Raw genomic sequence first — 18544 nt, forward strand, 5'->3', positions numbered from 1 at the left:
TTACGAAGCCAATGACCTCAGTTTCTTTTCCTGTTCTACTTTCCATGCGGTGCGGATTTCCTCGTTGCTACGTGGGTCGTCAAGGTCTACGAACTTTATGGTGTTCTTGCTGTCGTACATGGGTACGGAACGCTGTGCCTTGGGGATACGGGTGGGGAGGATGGTTTCTCCCTTTTGTAGCTTTACATGGCCTTTCTGCATATCAGACTGATCAAGTTTTATAGGTGGTTTAGGTGATTCCTTTTTCTTTTTGCCTGGTCGTAGATCTGCTGTATATTTCTGGGCAGTCATATAATTTATCCCTAAAGTTCTTGCCGTCTCTGAAAGGTTTTTGATTCTGATAAAGGTAGAGCGAATTAACTCTACCTTTTTTATGTCAAATTGATTGTGCTGTATTCTCATGATAATAACGATAAAAAAGTTTCTAACTGATTTGGTGTCTTAATCCGTTCAAGTCTAACCTCTTCCCTGCCCTTTTCAAGCCAAACCTCTTTAAAATCTACTACACAGATACCACCTATTTCCGTGTCGATTTGGTAATAGTCTTGCCCCCTGTTGCCCCATGCACTACCCATGTACTTGAATCCGTTAGATATCAGCCAATCTGGAAGGAATTTAGCCTCTCTTTCCCCTCTTATAACTTGGAAAACCATTTCCCTGTTATATGTATTTGGAATCATATTAAACATAGAGCAACCATTAAAATAACCAAAAATGATAACAACAATAATAGCTTAGCCATTTCAATTGATGCGGATCTTAATGTGGGGAAGAATTCTGAATCCCTCCTATTGATACTTTCAAAAATCCTTTTCATAACTAAAAAATATGAATATGTATAATATGTGATATTCACATATTATTAATTGTAAAAAACTTTTGTTTGAAAATTACGAAGCTTCTCTATCTTGAGAATTTCTTTAGCTTTGATTTCGGAATTCTCCATTCCCTCATTATCAATATAATTGATCCATTGATAAGTGATTACACCATCCACTATTCTGAAGTCGAATGGTCTTTTACCGTGATGATTGATGATTGCTGTTTTCATGATTATCTCTTATTTGTTAAACAAAGTTAAACAATAAGTTTTAATTTTGCAAATATTTTTAAACAAAATGTTTAACTTTTTATTTTATCAATTTATACCATGAACAAAAATGAATTACATCAGATTTAAATTCCTTATAGAGCATTAGATTCATACCAGCCTTCAGTGATTGGTTAAGATTAGCTGAACCAAGCTTAGTAACTAATTTCAATTCTTTAGCTATTCCAAGATTTAACTGCTCGTTAGTTATTAATTTTCTTGGTTGGAATAGATAAAGTACACAGCATATGAATTTATATCTTAACTTCAAGAACTTACCTATTCTTATTTCCTGGATATCCCGAATTTCAATTCCATGGTATTCACAAAATTTATCGGCAACTTTGCGAATCTCAGATAAATCTGATTGAAAATTCCTTTCAATTTCATTGACTATTTGTGGATAATTTTCATTTAGGAATGCTAATACGAATGAATTGTAAAGTCTGTTCATAATCTATCTTTTAAAGGCCAATAATCCTGCAACCCTTTTTTCTGGGTTTGTTGATTTTTTTATATCCCAGCATGTTATTTTGCAGAACTGTTCATGTTTAATGCTTGATCCCCCGAAAGGATTTACAAGCTCATAGGGTATATTGTATTTTATAAGGAACTTTTCTATTTGAGAACCGATTTCATTGTTACGACCAACATTTTTGATAGTTCCTACAGTTCTTTTTTGCCAGGTTTGTGCAACTTTATGCCCACTTTCAAGCCTTACCAATAAGCTGTAATCATTTTTTTGACTTTTGAAATGTTGATTAAGTAATTGTTGGAATAGATCCGAAAGATCATATTGATATAAATGGAGTTGGCTATCTTCATAATTGAAAATAGCCATTCCGGATTTGTCAACATCAGGATCAATCCCTATGGTTACTTTATTCTTTAGCATTAAACTGCTTCTTTCAATTCTCTGTTAAAATAGTTCTCCTGACTTCTTTCCAAATCATCCATCACCTCATTGATAACTTCAGGATTAAGTCTTGAGAAAAAGTCCATAACACGATATAATGCACTTGGAGCTTCATATTTAACCAGATCACTATTCAATGGTTTAAAGTGATTGTTGAAGCCTTTCAAAAGCTCGTTTACAGATTCCCTTGCTTTGCGCAAATGATTGTTCATTGTTGGATTCCAGAACTTCAATTTATCAAAGAAACATTTGTCAACGTTTTCTGCAGATTGAAGGAAAAGAAAGTATTGATTTATTTGATAATACATTTCCCTTGCATCAGCTTCCGACATATGTATCAAGTGTTTACTCATACTAAATCCTCCAATTTTACTGGGATATAATTTACATTCTTTAAAACCTTACCATCTTCTTTACGATAGACAACGGTTTGTTTCTCACACAACGTGGTGGTTACATCAATACCTTTGTCTTTGTAATATTGGATGGTAGCATCAATCTCAGCTTGATTGTGACAGAACTTGCTCATATTGCTTAAATGAACTCGGTTAAGTGCTTCCTTGAAGTTTTCAAGGGTGAAACCAAATGTTGACGTCAATATTCCCACTATTGCATTTGCCATGGCAACATCGTAAATGTCCAATTCTTTTAATGAATCTACCAGTTCACTTATAGGTTTGGTTATAGCTGAATTATGCCAGAATACATCTTCCACCGGTTCTGTTTCTTCTCCAATCATATTTGCCGTACCATCATTTACATATTTAATGTCACATAGCGCATCCAATATCTCAACTCGGTTATTGTCTACGATAGCATACTGTAGCTCACGGATCTCCTCACGCAAGAGGTTATCACGGAAGTCGTATTCATCCTTTGTAAGTTTACGTGAAGTGTCACTTACAGGCTGTCCGCTTGCTAATTGAAATTCTTTGACTAATTCTTGATAATTCATTTTGTTTGTGTGTTTAAATTCTGCTTAGTGAGTATTTATTATCTTTTGCCCATTCAGGGTTTAATTCAACTTTTTGGTGACATGGTCTACATAGTGCCATGAAGTATTTTTTGTCAGTTAGTAATTCTTCTACTCTACCTTTTTTGTGGTGGATATCGGTTGCGGAATTTCCGCATATCTCACAGTTTGGGTGTTCGTTTAAGTATTCTAGCCTTGCCTTGAGATAAACAGCAGTTTGTTTTGCCCTTTTCTTGCTTATCTTTTTGATAGGTTTTCTTTCCTTATTCTCTGTTGGCTTTCTCCTGCTTTCCCAATAATGGTTTTTACACATTCCACCAATCAAGGGAACTTCCCTCCTATTTTCACATTTCGGACAAACACCAGTTTTAACCTTGATTGATGAATTATGTAATTTATGTGTTTTCCACATATTTTTAAATATTATTTTTAGTTGCTTAATGAATATGAAGCAAATCTTTTTACTCCTCTGTTCAAGATGGTTGTCTTGATGTCGTAACCTTCCTTTCTTAGATCGGCTATCCTTGCCCCTAATCTGAAGCAATCGAATAGGGATAATGCTTCTATTGGAGTAATGCTATTTCCTTGTTGTAAATGGGTTAATATTCGCTCCTTTTGACTGTCAATAGCAGACACTTGTTGTGGGTGAATTGTATTCATAACTAACTATTTTTGGGTTTAGTTAACAGATAACCAAAATTAAACAATGTTAAACATTTAAACAAATAAAAATCAAACTTTGTTAAGCTTTATTGTTATGTTTATTGAAATAATCTCTGTAAACTTTATTTGATTGCTTAAGCGATTCGTTTCTTTCTCTTAGAATTTTCGCATCCTGTTCCAGGCAATTGATCTTGTAATGTAGGTTTTCGGATTCCCTCACTTCCTTAGTAGTGATTCTATTTTGGATATTCTTTGCAATGAATAGCCAACACATCCAAAACCCCCGTACAAAATCTGGATTAGGTTTTTGTATTGACTTTAGCGACTGAATCGCTTCCATCATTATTCTGCTTATTTTGTTCATAATAATTTCTTAATTGGGTAAAATAATCTTTAGCGTAATTTGGTAGGTCTAATCTTCTGATTTCTGTATAATCATTAGTAAATTCATACTCACTATATCCAAAATCGATAAGCTGTTTAACAGTATCTCTAAACTTTTCAGGATCTTTTTTGGCTATTGACCTAACCTTCAAATACTGTCCTATTCTTAGTTTTTGTAGAATATCTAAAGTGACTTGTTGGACTTCGTTAAGAATTAAACTTTTCATACTGTTTCAACTTTTCTTTTGCTTCAAATAATGCTTGTTTATATCTGTCCCTTTCCCTAAAAGCAGATTCAGCTAATAAAGTCAATTGGTCGTTTTCAGATTCAAGTAACGCCATTTCATCTAAGCAAATTTCAATATTTTCATTGAGAGCCATCCTTTTTTCAAGTTGCTTTGATGTTCCCTTTTTAATTAGATGAGATTTAAGCTCAATATTGCTTTCGGTCAAAGATAATCTTGCAGATAACAGACGAAAAGACCTATTAATCCTTGGTTGAAATTTAAGTTCATAATGCCTTAATAGTATTTCATTGTTGTGAGCGATATATTTCCAATCCATTTCTTGCAGTTAAAATAATACACTTGGTTTTATCGCAGTTGGAAAATCTTCATTACTGGGTTCGAAATAACTCTTTCCTTTTTCGTGATCAAAAGCATAAAATAAATTCTGACCATCCAAGCTTTCTTCAAAATATCTATTTCTCTTCCAATCCCAATACAAAATACATGATCCCTTTTTCCCTATTCCTTTTGGTTTAGCTTTTTCAATATCGATTATTACGGCATTTTCTCCATAAGGTTCACCATCAACATCTGCAATACCATTAGGAGGTCTCCACATATTTATCCATCCCATGGCTTTTCTGAACCACGCCTGACCTCCTGCAGCCATCCTTGCCTTTGGCATATCGAAATACCTTTTGCCGGTATCTTTATCAATACTTACCTCCTGCTTGGCCGGGTGCATAGTGATGATAACATGAATTTCATTTTTCTTACAGAATCGTCTAATATCTGCTGTTACATTTTCGATGTAGGTATCTTGTCTGTCTGTGTAGTTATGGATTACCTCATTGTTTGGATCGACAAAAATCAAATCTTCATTTGTTCGGAGTTTCATAATGTCATAATATGAATATCCTTTATCGTCAGAATCTATAATGGAAAACATCTCATCAATATACTGGATGGCTGAATAAATATCCTTTTCGCTAAGCGCATTGGGAAGTTTCTGCATGACTGGCCTGCCTGTAAATTTATGGATAAGTTCTGCGTATATGTCCGCAACACTCCCCGTTTCGGGAGAATATACCAAAGTTCTTTTCCCGTACTTTTCCGCCTGATTCAAGCATAATTCAAAACCAAATTCAGACTTACCACTGTGCGGTTCTGCCAATATGATGGTATATGAACCATATTTTATGGAATAGAGCTCGTCTAAGCTTTCAAATCCTGTTGAATTACCTTTTGGATTTCCATTCTCAATAAGAAAGTCAAACTCTTTTAAAATATCCTTATGCTTTTTTATCATGATTAATTTGTCATAAACCGTTGTGACCTCGCATTTCGTTTTTCTTCAGGAGTCATTATCGATGGTAATTTATCACCTGCCTTTAACCTAATCCTTAACCAACTCGTAAAATGCTTTTTAAGCTCATTTACGGAAACATCAATCTTCCCTTGGGTTTGGATATGAATTAAGAACTTATCAAGCCATATCGGGATTTCTTTAGTTTTAATTCCGTTTGACATTGCGGTTGTGTTCTTCCATTCATCAAATGTTTTCAATGTTTCAATGTTGGATGTTAATTTGCTTTGGTAGACTGGATCTTCAGAATATGAACCGTCCAAAACTTTTTTGCCGTAGTCGCCTTTATCTACTACGTTAGTAGTAACATCTAACAATTTACAATTAACAGTTGATTTTGTTGATGGTTCGTTCAACGAATTTGAACGGTCGTTGATTTCCGTTGCTTCCCGTTCCTTTTTGATTCTTCTTGCTTCTGCTGATGCTTTTCCAGCTTCTGAACGTTGTGTTTTTTTATCTTCCCATTTAACCAAATCTCTTTTTAAAGTTGTCTTAATTTGAGAAAATAGAGCATTAATCACAAAATCATCAGTAGATGGATTTTCATCATTTACATATGAAAATATATGTTTTATGAGTTTTCCTGCAAATTCATCAGGTAGGGCATCAAACATTTCCTTCCAATCAGCATAAGCTAAAAAAGACTTTTTTCCTTCTGCCATAACAATCAGGATTAAAATGGTAAATCATCATCATCATCATCATTATTATCATCTGATGAATTATTGACTACAGGTTGTTTATCATTCGATTTTTTCCCGTTTGGAAGGAACTCGAAGTCATTAGCTAAGATTTCGGTCTGAAAATGCTTCTGTCCATCCTTTTCCCAACTCCTCGTTCTAAGTTTCCCGGATAAACGGATCAAGTCTCCTTTATCAAAATATTTTGAAATAACATCTGCAAGTTTCCCATTGAATACAATGTTATGCCATTCTGTTTTTTCTATCCTCTGCCCATCTTTTTTATAGCTCTCGTCTGTTGCAACTGATAAGGTTGTCATATTCCCATTTTCAAATGATCTTGAATCTATCTTCCCGATCCGTCCTAAAATGTGTACTACATTCATAATTATTTTATTTACGTTGTTTAACTTCCAATGATTTTAACGCCTCGTTATAATTGAACAGGTAACGAGATCCTGCTTTTTTGTGGGGTATGGTTTTCTCTTTTGCCATACTCATGACCTTTGCAACGGATAATCCTAATCGTTTTGAAAGTTCGTTTGCTGATATCATATTAGATGTATCATTTTTTGATATAATAACATCTAAATCTTTCCTAATACCTCTAATTTCAGAGGTAAGCAAGGCCACCTCAAATACTAAATTATCTAAGGTTGTTTCATTCATAACAAATATGTTTAATATGTGATTATCGCATATTTCTAATCAAAGCTCATCATCATTTCTTCTCCTGGGTTGGGTATTATCAACTGCAGCTTCTCGGATGCCCATTGTTGAATGTCTGCAAAATATTCCATCATCTGTACAGTTGAAACATTTGTAGTTGTTGGGGGAAGTGTAAGAATCTCTCCTGTCTCCTCATTAACCACTTCTACTTTTGGACAGAACATTGATTTAAGAAATTCATGGACAACGGAAGTACTATTTATTATCGACCTATCAAAACCATTATCTATCAGGCCTTGCTTCACGATTGGAATAACACATCCCCAATAGTATGAATTCTGGTTCAAGCTCCTTGTTTTCTTTTTCCTGCTAATTTTTATTTCTACATCTTTCCCCTCTAATGATTTAAGATCTAAAATCAATGAATTCCTATTCCTGATCTTAAGACTTCCGTTTTCAACTGATCCAAAATATGTCAAACTCATTGTCCTAATGCTTCTTTTACTTTTTGTAGATCATAGAAGTATCTTTTTCCAACCTGGATGAAAGGTATAATATTCTTATCCCGATAATAGAAGATAGCTTCCTTTGTTACTCCCAATTCATGAACCAAAGTTTTCGTGGGGACTAATCCCCTCTCCAATGGAATCTTACTTAATCCTTTACTCATTTAAATTTCTCTCCTTTCTATTTAATTATTAATGTTTTACTTTCTTTTAAAACTACACCTTTAACCTTTTCTCCACTTTCTAAAGCTTCCTTGATGGCAACCTTATCCGGTACTACATCTATTTTTTTGTTGAGGAACTTTTTAGGAATGATTGCCTTTTCGACTATCTCAACAGATGATTTTGATTTTTGAAGCCTTACGGTTATCAAGTCGCATTTTATTTCTGATATGTCCATTTGCTCCATGTTGGTTTTTAGATAAGATTTTAGTCGTTCTTTTGAATTTGTTTTGACCTTTAACATATTCTTCAACCTTTCTATTTCATTATAGATATTATCTTCCTCTACACTCCATTTTTTGAGCATGAAGGCTATATTTGATGCTTTGACCTGCAATGCTTCTGTATTGGCATTTAATTGTTCTTCGATTTCGGGCGTAAGCTCGCCCCCATTTGATTCCAAAATGTTAGCTAATTGAAGGTACTCTTGGGAAATATGGAATAACGACTGTGTCATTTTGAAACCTCCTTCCCGAATAGCAAGTCAATTGCTTCTTGTTTGTTTAGCGTTTTAGCGTTTTTTGCGAAGAAATAGTATCCACTGAAATGAGTGCCTTTTCGAAATTTAACTTGGAATTCTCCGTGACTTGTTATTTCGTGAACTATACCAATGAAATATTGACCCTCATCATCGTTCCAAGCCTTGACCACATCCCCAACCTTTGGTTTTTCTTCGGGTTTGATACGGTATTCGTAATTATCACCATCCCATATAGGATTAGTAGCTATAGTCCAATCACCAATCCATTTTTTAGGCATTGATTCAATTACCGCCCCATTCCTATGAGCTTCTTTAAGTTCTGCGAATTTGTCTTGTTCGATGATGGTAGCCCATTGACCGTATTGAAAGATGCAATATGAGTAAAATGGCGACTTTTTTGAGTTAAAGTAAAGGCAATTGTTCTCAAGAGAAAAACTATCTAGCTCAAAAAACCTATTATCGTCCGCGTGGTCGTCACGAATCTTACTCAATCTATCGCCAACATTATACCTCCTCTTAGCTTCCTCAATCAAGGCTTTTTCTACTTCTTGGGGAGTGGCATCTACGCATAGTTGATTTACCACTGTATCCCATTTATCAAGCCAATTACCGTTGCTATCAAACCCGTAAACCTCAACATAGTTGTGCTTGGCAAGAACCTTGGTGACATGAACAAGATAGTTGCTGGATGGGTCTTTATACCACTTCCCAATCACTATTTCCGGCTTATCTTCTTCGTTTTGCAATCCTAAATGCTTTTCAATCACATCTAATCTGTTTGCCAATTTTGTTAATTTACTTCCCATCTTTATGATTTCTTTTATAATCGTAGTAGCCGTAAGAAAACGATGCTACCACGACAATTAATAACTTAATTAAGAACAACGGCACTATGCTGATTTTTTAGATGATTTCTCTATTTCGCTCTTGATTTTTTCAAAGTCAGCTTCACTGATAATGTAGCTTTCCTTGATTTTCTCAATCCTTTGCTTAGTTCCCTTTTCCAATGCCCATACCTTGACCTTATTCCATAGCACTTCATTGGAAGGCATCAATGGAATTGTAGGAACTGGACTTTTTTGTTCAGCCTGTGGTTGCTCTTGAGGTTTCCTTTCAGGATTGTCAATATCATCTTCATCAGTAGCAATGTGAAAAAATTTAAGAAGGAAATAACGTTCAGCATACGTCAATGCACTACCCACACCTTTGTCCCAATCATTTTGACCATTTGCACCAAATAGGTTTTCGTCCTTTTCTCCTGTTTCAATATCGATCCATGTAAATCGCATATCAACTTTTGAAAGTATCTCAGATTTAGCACCATTTTTAGTATTATAGTCTTGTCTTGAATTATCAATACTCAAAACTTCTTGCTTCAACAATAAACCCAACTCATTCATCATTGGCTTAACATGTTCCAGAACTTTATCGCCAGTAACATATTTATATCCAAATGCCTGCTTATCCTTTCCTAAACCATTTATTTTCTTTTGAATTTTGTGTAGTTTAGGATATATACCTTTAATTTGAGTTTCCATTTCTTAAAATTCTTTTTGCTTCTAAAAGAGTTAATACCTGCCATTTTGCATCCTTGACCTGTTCCTCAATCGACTTTGTAGGAACAATTGGTTTTATTCCGTGCTCTTCAAAGTACATTCGTTTGAGTTCATCGCTTATATGCTTTCTCCAATCGAGGTATCCTTGAATAGAGTTCTTGTCCCAGTCCAAGGGGATCAAGCTCTTTGAAACGTTAACTGACATCTCTGACCTCCAAGTCTTTTGTGATATCCATCAGACCGTTCAGGAACCGCTTAAAACTGATAAGTTTCGCAGGTGCAAAAACCTGTACCTTGTCCCCATCAATTGTGTAATTGTTGCCATCGATCATTACATTGACATAATTACGTCCCGACATGTTTATAAAGCTCATGGTAGAACTAACGTGACCAATATCGGATAGGTCTGCAAGCACGAGTGCAAGCGTTGAAATTTGTTGATTTCTCATTTTTAAAAGTTTATGTTAAAGATTCTGTTAATTGTTCACTTTTATTTTTCTGTTCTTCGGATTTACAATTTTATTCCAATCCCAATATTGTTGCGATAGCCTTCAGCTCTGCATCTTCCAAGGCTTCATCCAAGTTAAATGCCTCATGGCCGTTGTCTATCATTTTGTATTTTTCCCCAAGAATTATCCCACGTACATAATCATATTCTTCCCTGTACAGGCGCTGTTCCTCAAATTCAACAAAGATTTCTTTCATTTCGCTTTCTTTCCAGGAATCGTCAAACCACTTATCAAATGGCGCAAAGAAGAATATAGCGCCACCACCAACAACCTCATAATCCACATAGGCATAATCATTGACCTTTAAGGTCTCCTCTTTTATCTCAATCCTATCCAATAAGTTACCTAAATGGCTATCTGTTTTTAGTGCCAATGATTTGCTTTTCATAATTGTATCATTTAAGTTTGTCATACGTGTTATTGGTTTCGATCATTAACTTTTATTTGTTAAACCCTGTCACTTCATTGGCAGGGTTTGTTATTCATACTTGCCTTACATTCGAGTTAAACAAAGTTAAACAACTTAAACATAACTACCAAATATTTTTTTATTTTTGTTTAACTTTTTGTTTAACAACACTTTATACTTTATATCCATTATGTCATATTTGTTTAACCTTATACTGCCATATTAGCACATTAAATGCATTTTATGATGACATTTTGCTATTTGGCTTCCTAATTGTTGTAAAAAGTTAAATAGTTAATTAAAAAATGTTTAACATAGTGATGATTAAACAATAATTAAACAAAAAGTTAAACAAACACCTTACACACTAATGGAGTACAAAAACAACAATTTCGAGCTGATCCGAAATGAAATGGGATTGACGAACAGAGAGTTCTCCGCATTGCTTGGAATCCATGAGCAGGTTTACTCAAGGATGAAAAAAGGGGTGTACCCAATTGGAGAAAAGATGACCGCTCGATTGATGAATGCGCTTCCTGGCATAAGCATCGATTGGTTATTGCATAACAAAGGCGATAGGGAGCGTAGCCAAACAACAATTAACCAAAACAATACCGCTATCAATTCCAATGGAAAGTACATCGGTCAGTTCACCGACGAGGTAATCTACAAAGATGAAGACGGGAACAACATATTTTATGAAATAAGTCCAGGAAGATATTTAATGAAAACCAAATTAATCACGGAGAAAGCAAAAGCTGGTTATCTATTGGGGTATGATAACCAGGAATTTATTGAAGAGCTGCCTTCACACACCATTACCGTAACTGAGTTTCATAGAGGTCAATATCTTTCTTTCGAGGTATTCGGAGATAGCATGGACAACGGAAAGAGGGGAAGTTTAGGCCATGGGGATATAGTTACAGCAAGGAATATAGATAGAATCTATTGGAGAAGTAAATTACACACCCACACATGGGATTTTTTCGTTTTTGTTACCAGATCTGAAGGAATCTTGATCAAGCAGATTGCTAAACATGATGTTGAGCATGGAAAGGTTATACTGGGATCGTTGAATGAAGATAAGGACAGATATCCGGATATTGAAATATCGTTGGATGATGTTGAGCAGATATTCAATGTAGTTGATATACACATGAAACTTTAATATAATGACACAGGAATCAAAACGGTTCAAGGAGTTCAGGCAGATCATTGGTCTTACACAAATAGAGCTTTCTGAGGAACTTGGAATTAATCAGGACGTTGTTTCACGGTACGAGAGCGGCACTTATGTCGTGCCGATAGACATAGTGAAAGAACTGTACAAAAAGCACAAGTTAAACTATATTTGGTTCTTCCATGGATTTGGGAAACCCAGGGTAGATGAAATTGCAAAATCTACTATCACAACGGATCTGAAGGAAGTTCTACTGGAGAACAAGATATTGAAGGAAAAAGTAAGAGTCTTGGAAGATCGATTTGAAAAATTGGAAAAGATGATTTATACCACAGAAAAATCATAGATCCAGTTTTTTCATCATTTCCATCATCATTCTTGCCTTATCTTCATTGGTAGCTTTGATATATAGCAGGAATGATGATTCGGTCTTATGACCTGTAACAGCCATTATTAAACTTGTAGGCAAGCCCAGTTTGAACATATTAGTGGCATATGTTCGCCTTGCAGTATGAGAGGATATTAATTCGAACAACCTTTTTTCTTCAACGATAACATGACCTCCGTTTGATCTTCTTATCTGTACAAATTTATCGAGACCAGCAAGTTTCGCGACCTTCCTTACCTTCGTATTGTATGCATGGAGTCCAAAATCGATTTTTGGGAATTTGTTTGGATATTTTTCAAAAATCGGTTCAACTCTCTTTGAAATCGGTATGGTAACAAAACCGTCTGTCTTGATTTGCTTCACCCGAATGTAACCATTGGAAACTTTTGCATCCGTAAGGTTCATAAGATCTGAATATCTCAATGCCGTATAGCACCCTATTAGGAAAAAGTCCCTTGCCTTATCCAAGCTTTCATCTTCAAGATGCACCTGGTGGATCAACTCCAACTGATCTAAGGTCAAAGCAACCGAATCCGATTCATATGTTGGAGATATGAATTTGCGCAGGCTGTATCTCCGTTCCTGTATGAATCCATCTTCAATAGCTTCATTAATTACCGTCTTTATATCCTTGACAAGATTACTGAATGTACTGATTGATTTTTTTTCGACATCAAAATTGAATTTCTTATATCTTTCGTAGAATACGTCATTTATTTCCTCGAATTTCAGGTCTCTTTTTTTTAAGTGCTTGATGAATCTATATAGTGAGGAACGTAGGGTTTTTGCCTTCCGGATCGTAGCCCTTTTGAAAGACTTTCCATTTTTGTTAAGTTTCTTACCTGACTCCCGTTGGGATATCCATAATTCCAGATAATCAATGAAAGTTGATGGACTATTATTATCCATTCTTTTTGGTTTGAATTTCTGATCCAGCTTCGATTTGAATTCCTTTGTGCTCACTTCCTCTCCATTTACCCGAATGATCTCCGACAGTCGAATAGCTTCAGACTTCATAGATGAAAGCAGGGAATTATAATGGTCTGATTCGCTTGCTGAATTTTTTATGGGTTCTTTCCCTTTAGAAAGGTACTCCTTATCAAAATTCTTTGAATCAACTTTTATTCCTGTTGAATACTCTACCCTCCCATTCGGTATAGTAACATACATCCTGATCATACAATCCTTTTGAATTGGCTTACCATCCTTATCTTTCCTTTTTTCTATGTAGAATTTAGGTATCGTACTCATGCTTATTCTGTGTGTTCAAATATAATATTTACCACACACACCACACACAAAATCACAATAAATTATTTAAGATATAATATGATTCTTTATTTATTTTTATTTAACTACAATAATTAGACTTTGATATAATATCAATTGAAAAATAAAAAAGGGTCGAATAGAATATATTCGACCCTACATCTACCTATGAAAAACATGCCCTTGGGGAGGGCATTACAAAAGTAATTATAAGTCTAAAAATTTAATAAAAAATATAGTTTTATTTATGGTTTTGTAGCTAAATAGCTACAAATATAAAATGATGTTCGTTAACATTAAAATTAATTAGTAATAAAGACATAAAATTTAACCCGTCAATTTTAACGTGCTGTTTAAGAATTCCTATTAAGGAATTATAAATTTAAGTTTTTTTTGCTTAATTCGTAACATAAAAAGTAAGAGTGTATGAGTCTATCTGTCTTGGAAGAATATATTGAAACGGGAAACCATCAGGATCTGGATTTATTGTTGAGTAGAAATCCGGAATTGGTAAAAGAACAAACTTCGCATGAAATCTCGCCTTTGATGCTTGCCTGTTATTATCAGAAAACACAGATCGTTCAGACCATTTTGAAATATATTACTAGCATCACGATCCATGAAGCTTGCGCTGCTGGACTCACAGAACAGGTACAGCTGATGCTGGATCAAAAGCCGGAAGTGATCAACGAACTATCTTCACATGGGTTCTATCCATTGGGTCTAGCTGCCCATTTTGGAAAAGAGGATATTGTGAGGATCCTGCTTAGAAACCACGCCAATCCGAATGCCTACTCCCAGAACGGATTTCAGAGCTACCCTATACATGCTGCCTTATTGAATCAGCACGACAACATTGCAAAAATGCTGATCGAAGCAGGTGCGGAAGTCAATGTGGTACAGAATTCCAGGATATCACCATTGCACATCGCTGCCCAGCAAGGAAACATCGACCTGATCATCATCCTTTTGGAAAATGGAGCACATATCCAGATTCAGAACGACCAAGGTAAGACCGCATCGGATCTAGCTGCCGAAAAGGGATTTCACGAAATTGCGGAAATCCTGAAAGCCTAAACATCGATAGGTTGCTGGAGAATAAAAGCTTAAACGTCGATAGGCTGCTGGAGAATATATGCCCCTATTGGGCAATTAAGGCATTTTTTTAGATCACAGTAATGGGTTTGGAGATGAAGTAGACCTTGACTTTCCATGGCACTGAAGGAAGGCAAACCGGACTTTCTGTATTTCCGCGTCACAACATTTTCTTCTGCTCCTATACTTTCCAACCATTCCATGGCCAGATCCATATGACCTGTCTTTCGAATATGTTTTCCATAGGCAAATAACAAGGGCGCAAAACAATTGATGACCAAAAGATCCGTAAAAGTTTCTGAAAATTCATTGCTATGGTCCTCCGTAGTTTTTTCAAAGTGATAATGTGTTCGCCAATATTTATTTATCGTTGTGTTTCTGAGTTCCTGTTTGATGTCTTCCACATAATGGCTGGAAACTATTTTTGAAAACCAGTTGGTTCGAATGTGGTAGAGGCCCGCCAACTGCGCTAATCTGATAGTAGGGAAATTTGCCGGTCTCATCCGGAGGAATTTCCACTGATAAACTGACATTTCCGCTAAACCGAATCCCTGTTTTATATACTCATATTCTTTCTGCAATTGTGTCGGATAGCTTTCCTTCCCTTTATAGGCTGTTAAAAAACCCGCCTGACCAAAGAACATCGCTTGGATGCTTTTTGGCTTATCGGCGAACTTGGCGAGCAATTTCAGGTTGATCAGTTCCGCCCAATCCAGAAAAGCTTGTTTATTTACCTTAAATCCAAACGATCCAGCCAGCATGCTCAAGGTTATCCTTTCCCAATCGCCTTTAAAACGTTTATTTTGAAGCATGATCTGTTGATACCTCCCTTCCAAACGTTCAACCGCAGCCCGCTGAACAGTTTGGAGCTTGATATGCATGGGGATCTTTTTCATTCGATAGGCACAAGACAACCAATGCCCATTATGAAGCAGATCCAAGGCTTTTTCCAAGACTTCTTCATCCACTAACTGCTGAAGGTTGAGGTTGGGGATCCAAGTTCCATCCGAAAGATAACAGGCCATCTCCCCTTCCCAGATGACATGCAGAATAACAGCATTATAGGCTTCGTCCTGATGATGACGATGCACCATCCAATCTTTCGCATCCACATGAAGTTCAATATGTCCAAACCATTGCTGACCAGCAATCTTTAATTCGGCAAAAAGGAAATCAGGACCTGCGTGTTCGTTGAATTGACCTGGTTTAATAACCTGAACCTGCTTTCCACAAGTGGTTTTCATCATTAATGGCTTGAATAGCCGGAAACGCCAGATAAAATGCAATAGCTCTTCGGGGATTCGCATCCCTAAAACTAAAAATAAGGTAATAAGAAATTATTAGTTGATTATTAAGGTTTTATAAGGATTTCCAAGGTATCAGATCCTACCTTTAATTTTTCTTTTATACTGCCGTTGATCTTCGGCGCTTCCATGCCTGCTCCCCAGTTTTCGGAAGATTTAAAAATGCGCGCTTCATCCCATAAGCCAGCCTGGATAAATTGTTCTAAGGTTTTCTTGCCACCCTCTACAATCAAGGATTGTATATCCATCAGATATAATTGATATAAGACCTGCTGGGGAAGATATAGGTCGAAATTTTCGAATGCAATCAATTTGATGTTTCCTTGCCAATCGGTTTGTTCGGCATTGAAAACGATGGTATCGGCTTCCGTGGAATAAAGATTAGCCGCTCTGCTGATTTCCAAACGCTTATCGATCAAAACGCGTTTTGGATTTCTACCGGACCATTCTCTGGCAGTAATGGAGGGATTGTCGGCGAGCGCAGTTCCTTTTCCAACTAATATCGCATCTTCTTGGGTTCGCCATTGATGCACCAATTGTTTACTGGCCGCATTGCTGATCCACTTTTGGGAACCATCCGCTGGTGCAAAATAACCATCGTTGGTCTCTGCCCATTTTAGGATGATATAAGGTCTAAAATCTTTTAGTCGGGTAAAAAAGCGTCGGTTCACCCATTTCGCTTCTTTTTCTAAAACACCTATCACTACTTCGATCCCTGCCTCCTTCAGCTTTTGGATCCCCAAACCATTTACTTTTGCAAATGGATCCTGACAGGCAATAACAGCTTTTTTGAACTTTTTGGAGACGATGAGATCGGCACATGGAGGTGTTTTACCAAAATGCGCACAGGGTTCTAAAGAAACATAGATGGTACTTTCTTGAAATAGCTTCTCTGCTGATTCAGGAAACTTAAGCATGGCATCTTGGATCGCATTGACTTCGGCATGTGGGCCACCATAGGGTGAAGTATATCCCTCGCCAATGATTTTCCCATCATGTACAATTACAGCACCGACCATCGGGTTGGGACTGGTTTTACCGGCTCCCATTACCGCCAGATCAAGACATCGCTGCATGAATAATACTTCCCTGTTCATGTTTCCCCTTTTCAATTTTGCTAACACAGCAAAACTATCAATTAAATCCAATAAAATTAACAATGAAGCATTTTTTGTAGGTTTGCAGCATGGAAACCTTAGGAAGCATCCAACAACAGTTCCTGCAAGAGCTGAGCAGTCTATATGAGCAAGATGAAATCAAATCCATCTTCCAAATTGTTTTATTGGATCGATTGGGAATTTCGAAAGCTAAGTTTTTGCTGGAGAAGGATATGGTGCTAGATGCACAACAGCTTCATTCTTTACAGCAGGTTCTTTCCCAGTTGAAATCAGCAAAACCTGTTCAACATATTTTGGGAAAAGCTCCCTTTTATGGGATGGAGTTCTTGGTTACAGAAGATACCTTGATTCCAAGACCGGAGACAGAGGAATTAGTGGATCTGATAGTTAAGGATTTCCAATTCATTGCTAAAGATTTACAATCAGGTATAAAGAAGATTCCAGCTGACGAGTCGGTCAATCTTCAAATCATTGATATCGGCACAGGATCGGGTTGTATTGCGATCGCTTTGCAGAAAAACCTTTCTCATGCGCAGACCATGGCCGTCGAACTTTCTCCTGAAGCGATCGCAGTGGCAAAAGAAAATGCGGTAAAGAATGGGGTCGACATCAATTTCAGATGCCTGGATATCCTGGAATGGGAGGTTGTTTTCCAGGATGAGGAATTTGATATCATTGTAAGTAATCCACCCTATATTACGCAGGATGAAAAAAAGGAAATGCATGACAATGTATTACAGTTTGAACCACATTCGGCCTTGTTTGTGGAGGATGATGCACCTCTCCTATTTTATGATCATATATCCTCATTTGCCAAGAAGCATCTAAAAGCGGATGGGGTTTTATATTTTGAAATCAACCAGTATTTAGCGAAGGAAACGCAGGATATGATTTTTAAAAAAGGATTTTCGGAAGTTCGAATAATAAATGACCTGAATGGGGTTCCACGTATGATTAAAGCGAAAAAATAATCAAACTGAAAAACAGTAAGTTATTTGGTTGAACACAAAAATTAGCATAAAAGATTTGGCACATATCAACCTTTTTTCTACCTTTGCATCACTTCAAACAACGAAGTAGTTCTTGAAATAAAGAATTCCGATTCCGTAGCTCAGCTGGTAGAGCAATACACTTTTAATGTATGGGTCCTGGGTTCGAGTCCCAGCGGGATCACAAAAAAAGCAACTCCAAAAGGGTTGCTTTTTTTTGTTTATCGTCTTTCCTATTTAATTGCTAATAGTCACGGATCATACCGAAAGTTTGGGGGGTAAAGATTTTTAAGCATATAATTTCATCACTCTGTACAGGAAGAATGTTGTGTCCCTTACGCCACGAAAGACACTCCTAAAAGCTTTGAGTTTTGCATTGAAAGATTCTGCCGAGGCATTGGTGCTTCTGTTATCGAAGTAGTGTAGTATATATTGGTGATGTGCTGCAATGGATCTTGCCACGCTCTCAAAGGAAGCAATGCCCGCATTCTCAACCTGATTGTGCCACAGACCTAGCTTTGTAAAAGCTATCTTTTTGTCCCTGCATTTG

31 protein-coding genes and 1 tRNA gene are annotated in these 18544 nt (G+C 36.4%); 5 read left to right on the plus strand and 27 right to left on the minus strand.

The window, feature by feature from the left end:
* The 23 genes from CRJ00_RS17885 to CRJ00_RS18000 form a co-directional block, all read right to left on the minus strand.
* A complete protein-coding gene (locus CRJ00_RS17885) occupies window positions 1–402 on the minus strand; it encodes a hypothetical protein (protein ID WP_099368091.1) in 402 nt (133 codons plus the stop codon).
* Window positions 399–680: a hypothetical protein gene (locus CRJ00_RS17890; RefSeq protein ID WP_180268536.1), complete on the minus strand. Its 282-nt coding sequence runs from the start codon at window positions 678–680 to the stop codon at window positions 399–401. The genes CRJ00_RS17885 and CRJ00_RS17890 overlap by 4 nt, the downstream gene beginning before the upstream one ends.
* Window positions 681–862: 182 nt before the next feature.
* Complete coding sequence (locus CRJ00_RS17895; protein ID WP_099368093.1) at window positions 863–1051, minus strand: hypothetical protein; 189 nt, start codon at window positions 1049–1051, stop codon at window positions 863–865.
* A 79-nt stretch (window positions 1052–1130) separates the two neighbouring features.
* Entirely contained in the window at window positions 1131–1544 is a 414-nt protein-coding gene (locus tag CRJ00_RS17900; protein WP_099368094.1) for a hypothetical protein, read from the minus strand.
* A 3-nt stretch (window positions 1545–1547) separates the two neighbouring features.
* The gene (locus CRJ00_RS17905) at window positions 1548–1985 is read right to left on the minus strand and encodes a hypothetical protein (RefSeq protein ID WP_099368095.1); all 438 of its coding nucleotides are present in this window, start codon (window positions 1983–1985) and stop codon (window positions 1548–1550) included.
* A complete protein-coding gene (locus CRJ00_RS17910; protein WP_144038201.1) occupies window positions 1985–2359 on the minus strand; it encodes a hypothetical protein in 375 nt (124 codons plus the stop codon). Before CRJ00_RS17910 ends, CRJ00_RS17905 begins: the two co-directional genes overlap by 1 nt.
* Window positions 2356–2961 (minus strand): nucleoside triphosphate pyrophosphohydrolase family protein, encoded by a 606-nt coding sequence (locus tag CRJ00_RS17915; RefSeq protein ID WP_099368097.1) that lies wholly within the window; start codon window positions 2959–2961, stop codon window positions 2356–2358. Before CRJ00_RS17915 ends, CRJ00_RS17910 begins: the two co-directional genes overlap by 4 nt.
* 13 nt (window positions 2962–2974) lie before the next feature.
* Window positions 2975–3391 carry an HNH endonuclease signature motif containing protein gene (locus CRJ00_RS17920; RefSeq protein WP_099368098.1) on the minus strand — a complete coding sequence of 139 codons (417 nt, stop codon included), beginning with the start codon at window positions 3389–3391 and terminating at the stop codon, window positions 2975–2977.
* Window positions 3392–3408: 17 nt separating this feature from the next.
* Window positions 3409–3639 carry a helix-turn-helix domain-containing protein gene (locus CRJ00_RS17925; protein ID WP_099368099.1) on the minus strand — a complete coding sequence of 77 codons (231 nt, stop codon included), beginning with the start codon at window positions 3637–3639 and terminating at the stop codon, window positions 3409–3411.
* 302 nt (window positions 3640–3941) lie between these two features.
* Window positions 3942–4253, minus strand: a complete 312-nt coding sequence (locus CRJ00_RS17935) for a hypothetical protein (protein WP_099368101.1) — start codon at window positions 4251–4253, stop codon at window positions 3942–3944.
* Window positions 4234–4590 (minus strand): hypothetical protein, encoded by a 357-nt coding sequence (locus CRJ00_RS17940; protein ID WP_099368102.1) that lies wholly within the window; start codon window positions 4588–4590, stop codon window positions 4234–4236. The genes CRJ00_RS17935 and CRJ00_RS17940 overlap by 20 nt, the downstream gene beginning before the upstream one ends.
* A 9-nt stretch (window positions 4591–4599) precedes the next feature.
* Window positions 4600–5562: a DnaB-like helicase C-terminal domain-containing protein gene (locus tag CRJ00_RS17945; protein ID WP_099368103.1), complete on the minus strand. Its 963-nt coding sequence runs from the start codon at window positions 5560–5562 to the stop codon at window positions 4600–4602.
* 2 nt (window positions 5563–5564) lie between these two features.
* Window positions 5565–6281, minus strand: a complete 717-nt coding sequence (locus CRJ00_RS17950) for a DUF6291 domain-containing protein (protein ID WP_099368104.1) — start codon at window positions 6279–6281, stop codon at window positions 5565–5567.
* An 11-nt stretch (window positions 6282–6292) separates the two neighbouring features.
* Entirely contained in the window at window positions 6293–6685 is a 393-nt protein-coding gene (locus tag CRJ00_RS17955; protein WP_099368105.1) for a single-stranded DNA-binding protein, read from the minus strand.
* Between the two features lie 7 nt (window positions 6686–6692).
* Window positions 6693–6968 carry a helix-turn-helix domain-containing protein gene (locus tag CRJ00_RS17960; RefSeq protein WP_099368106.1) on the minus strand — a complete coding sequence of 92 codons (276 nt, stop codon included), beginning with the start codon at window positions 6966–6968 and terminating at the stop codon, window positions 6693–6695.
* Window positions 6969–7003: 35 nt separating this feature from the next.
* On the minus strand, window positions 7004–7453 hold the full coding sequence (locus CRJ00_RS17965; RefSeq protein ID WP_099368107.1) for a hypothetical protein: 450 nt from the start codon (window positions 7451–7453) through the stop codon (window positions 7004–7006).
* Window positions 7450–7638: a hypothetical protein gene (locus tag CRJ00_RS17970; RefSeq protein ID WP_099368108.1), complete on the minus strand. Its 189-nt coding sequence runs from the start codon at window positions 7636–7638 to the stop codon at window positions 7450–7452. Before CRJ00_RS17970 ends, CRJ00_RS17965 begins: the two co-directional genes overlap by 4 nt.
* 17 nt (window positions 7639–7655) lie before the next feature.
* Window positions 7656–8153 carry a siphovirus Gp157 family protein gene (locus CRJ00_RS17975; protein ID WP_099368109.1) on the minus strand — a complete coding sequence of 166 codons (498 nt, stop codon included), beginning with the start codon at window positions 8151–8153 and terminating at the stop codon, window positions 7656–7658.
* The gene (locus tag CRJ00_RS17980; RefSeq protein ID WP_099368110.1) at window positions 8150–8983 is read right to left on the minus strand and encodes a hypothetical protein; all 834 of its coding nucleotides are present in this window, start codon (window positions 8981–8983) and stop codon (window positions 8150–8152) included. The genes CRJ00_RS17975 and CRJ00_RS17980 overlap by 4 nt, the downstream gene beginning before the upstream one ends.
* 84 nt (window positions 8984–9067) lie before the next feature.
* Window positions 9068–9715, minus strand: a complete 648-nt coding sequence (locus CRJ00_RS17985; protein WP_099368111.1) for an ERF family protein — start codon at window positions 9713–9715, stop codon at window positions 9068–9070.
* Window positions 9699–9938 (minus strand): hypothetical protein, encoded by a 240-nt coding sequence (locus CRJ00_RS17990; protein ID WP_099368112.1) that lies wholly within the window; start codon window positions 9936–9938, stop codon window positions 9699–9701. Before CRJ00_RS17990 ends, CRJ00_RS17985 begins: the two co-directional genes overlap by 17 nt.
* Window positions 9928–10092 (minus strand): hypothetical protein, encoded by a 165-nt coding sequence (locus CRJ00_RS18915; RefSeq protein WP_180268537.1) that lies wholly within the window; start codon window positions 10090–10092, stop codon window positions 9928–9930. The genes CRJ00_RS17990 and CRJ00_RS18915 overlap by 11 nt, the downstream gene beginning before the upstream one ends.
* Window positions 10093–10252: 160 nt before the next feature.
* Window positions 10253–10630, minus strand: coding sequence for a hypothetical protein (locus tag CRJ00_RS18000; protein ID WP_144038202.1), 378 nt, complete (start codon window positions 10628–10630; stop codon window positions 10253–10255).
* Between the two features lie 391 nt (window positions 10631–11021).
* Between CRJ00_RS18000 and CRJ00_RS18005 the strand changes: the two genes are divergently transcribed.
* The gene (locus CRJ00_RS18005) at window positions 11022–11819 is read left to right on the plus strand and encodes a LexA family transcriptional regulator (protein WP_099368115.1); all 798 of its coding nucleotides are present in this window, start codon (window positions 11022–11024) and stop codon (window positions 11817–11819) included.
* Between the two features lie 4 nt (window positions 11820–11823).
* A complete protein-coding gene (locus tag CRJ00_RS18010) occupies window positions 11824–12177 on the plus strand; it encodes a helix-turn-helix domain-containing protein (RefSeq protein WP_099368116.1) in 354 nt (117 codons plus the stop codon).
* Here the strand turns inward: CRJ00_RS18010 and CRJ00_RS18015 are convergent.
* Window positions 12172–13470 (minus strand): tyrosine-type recombinase/integrase, encoded by a 1299-nt coding sequence (locus CRJ00_RS18015; RefSeq protein WP_099368117.1) that lies wholly within the window; start codon window positions 13468–13470, stop codon window positions 12172–12174. The genes CRJ00_RS18010 and CRJ00_RS18015 overlap by 6 nt on opposite strands.
* Before the next feature lie 444 nt (window positions 13471–13914).
* Here CRJ00_RS18015 and CRJ00_RS18020 point away from each other — a divergent pair, with 444 nt between their 5' ends.
* Window positions 13915–14565, plus strand: coding sequence for an ankyrin repeat domain-containing protein (locus tag CRJ00_RS18020; protein ID WP_099368118.1), 651 nt, complete (start codon window positions 13915–13917; stop codon window positions 14563–14565).
* A 29-nt stretch (window positions 14566–14594) separates the two neighbouring features.
* Here CRJ00_RS18020 and CRJ00_RS18025 read toward each other — a convergent pair whose 3' ends face one another.
* Complete coding sequence (locus CRJ00_RS18025; RefSeq protein WP_099368119.1) at window positions 14595–15890, minus strand: DUF2851 family protein; 1296 nt, start codon at window positions 15888–15890, stop codon at window positions 14595–14597.
* Between the two features lie 44 nt (window positions 15891–15934).
* A complete protein-coding gene (gene ribD / locus CRJ00_RS18030; RefSeq protein WP_099368124.1) occupies window positions 15935–16984 on the minus strand; it encodes a bifunctional diaminohydroxyphosphoribosylaminopyrimidine deaminase/5-amino-6-(5-phosphoribosylamino)uracil reductase RibD in 1050 nt (349 codons plus the stop codon).
* Window positions 16985–17073: 89 nt separating this feature from the next.
* On the opposite strand from ribD, the gene prmC reads away from it, so the two are divergent.
* The gene (gene prmC / locus CRJ00_RS18035; protein ID WP_099368120.1) at window positions 17074–17976 is read left to right on the plus strand and encodes a peptide chain release factor N(5)-glutamine methyltransferase; all 903 of its coding nucleotides are present in this window, start codon (window positions 17074–17076) and stop codon (window positions 17974–17976) included.
* A gap of 129 nt (window positions 17977–18105) precedes the next feature.
* Window positions 18106–18178: transfer RNA gene (locus CRJ00_RS18040), tRNA-Lys, on the plus strand.
* 104 nt (window positions 18179–18282) lie between these two features.
* Here CRJ00_RS18040 and CRJ00_RS18045 read toward each other — a convergent pair.
* Window positions 18283–18544 (minus strand): transposase (locus tag CRJ00_RS18045; RefSeq protein WP_144038071.1); only part of this gene is annotated, 262 nt, incomplete at its 5' end.

This window comes from Sphingobacterium sp. 1.A.4 (assembly GCF_002734245.1).
Lineage (GTDB): Bacteria > Bacteroidota > Bacteroidia > Sphingobacteriales > Sphingobacteriaceae > Sphingobacterium > Sphingobacterium tenebrionis.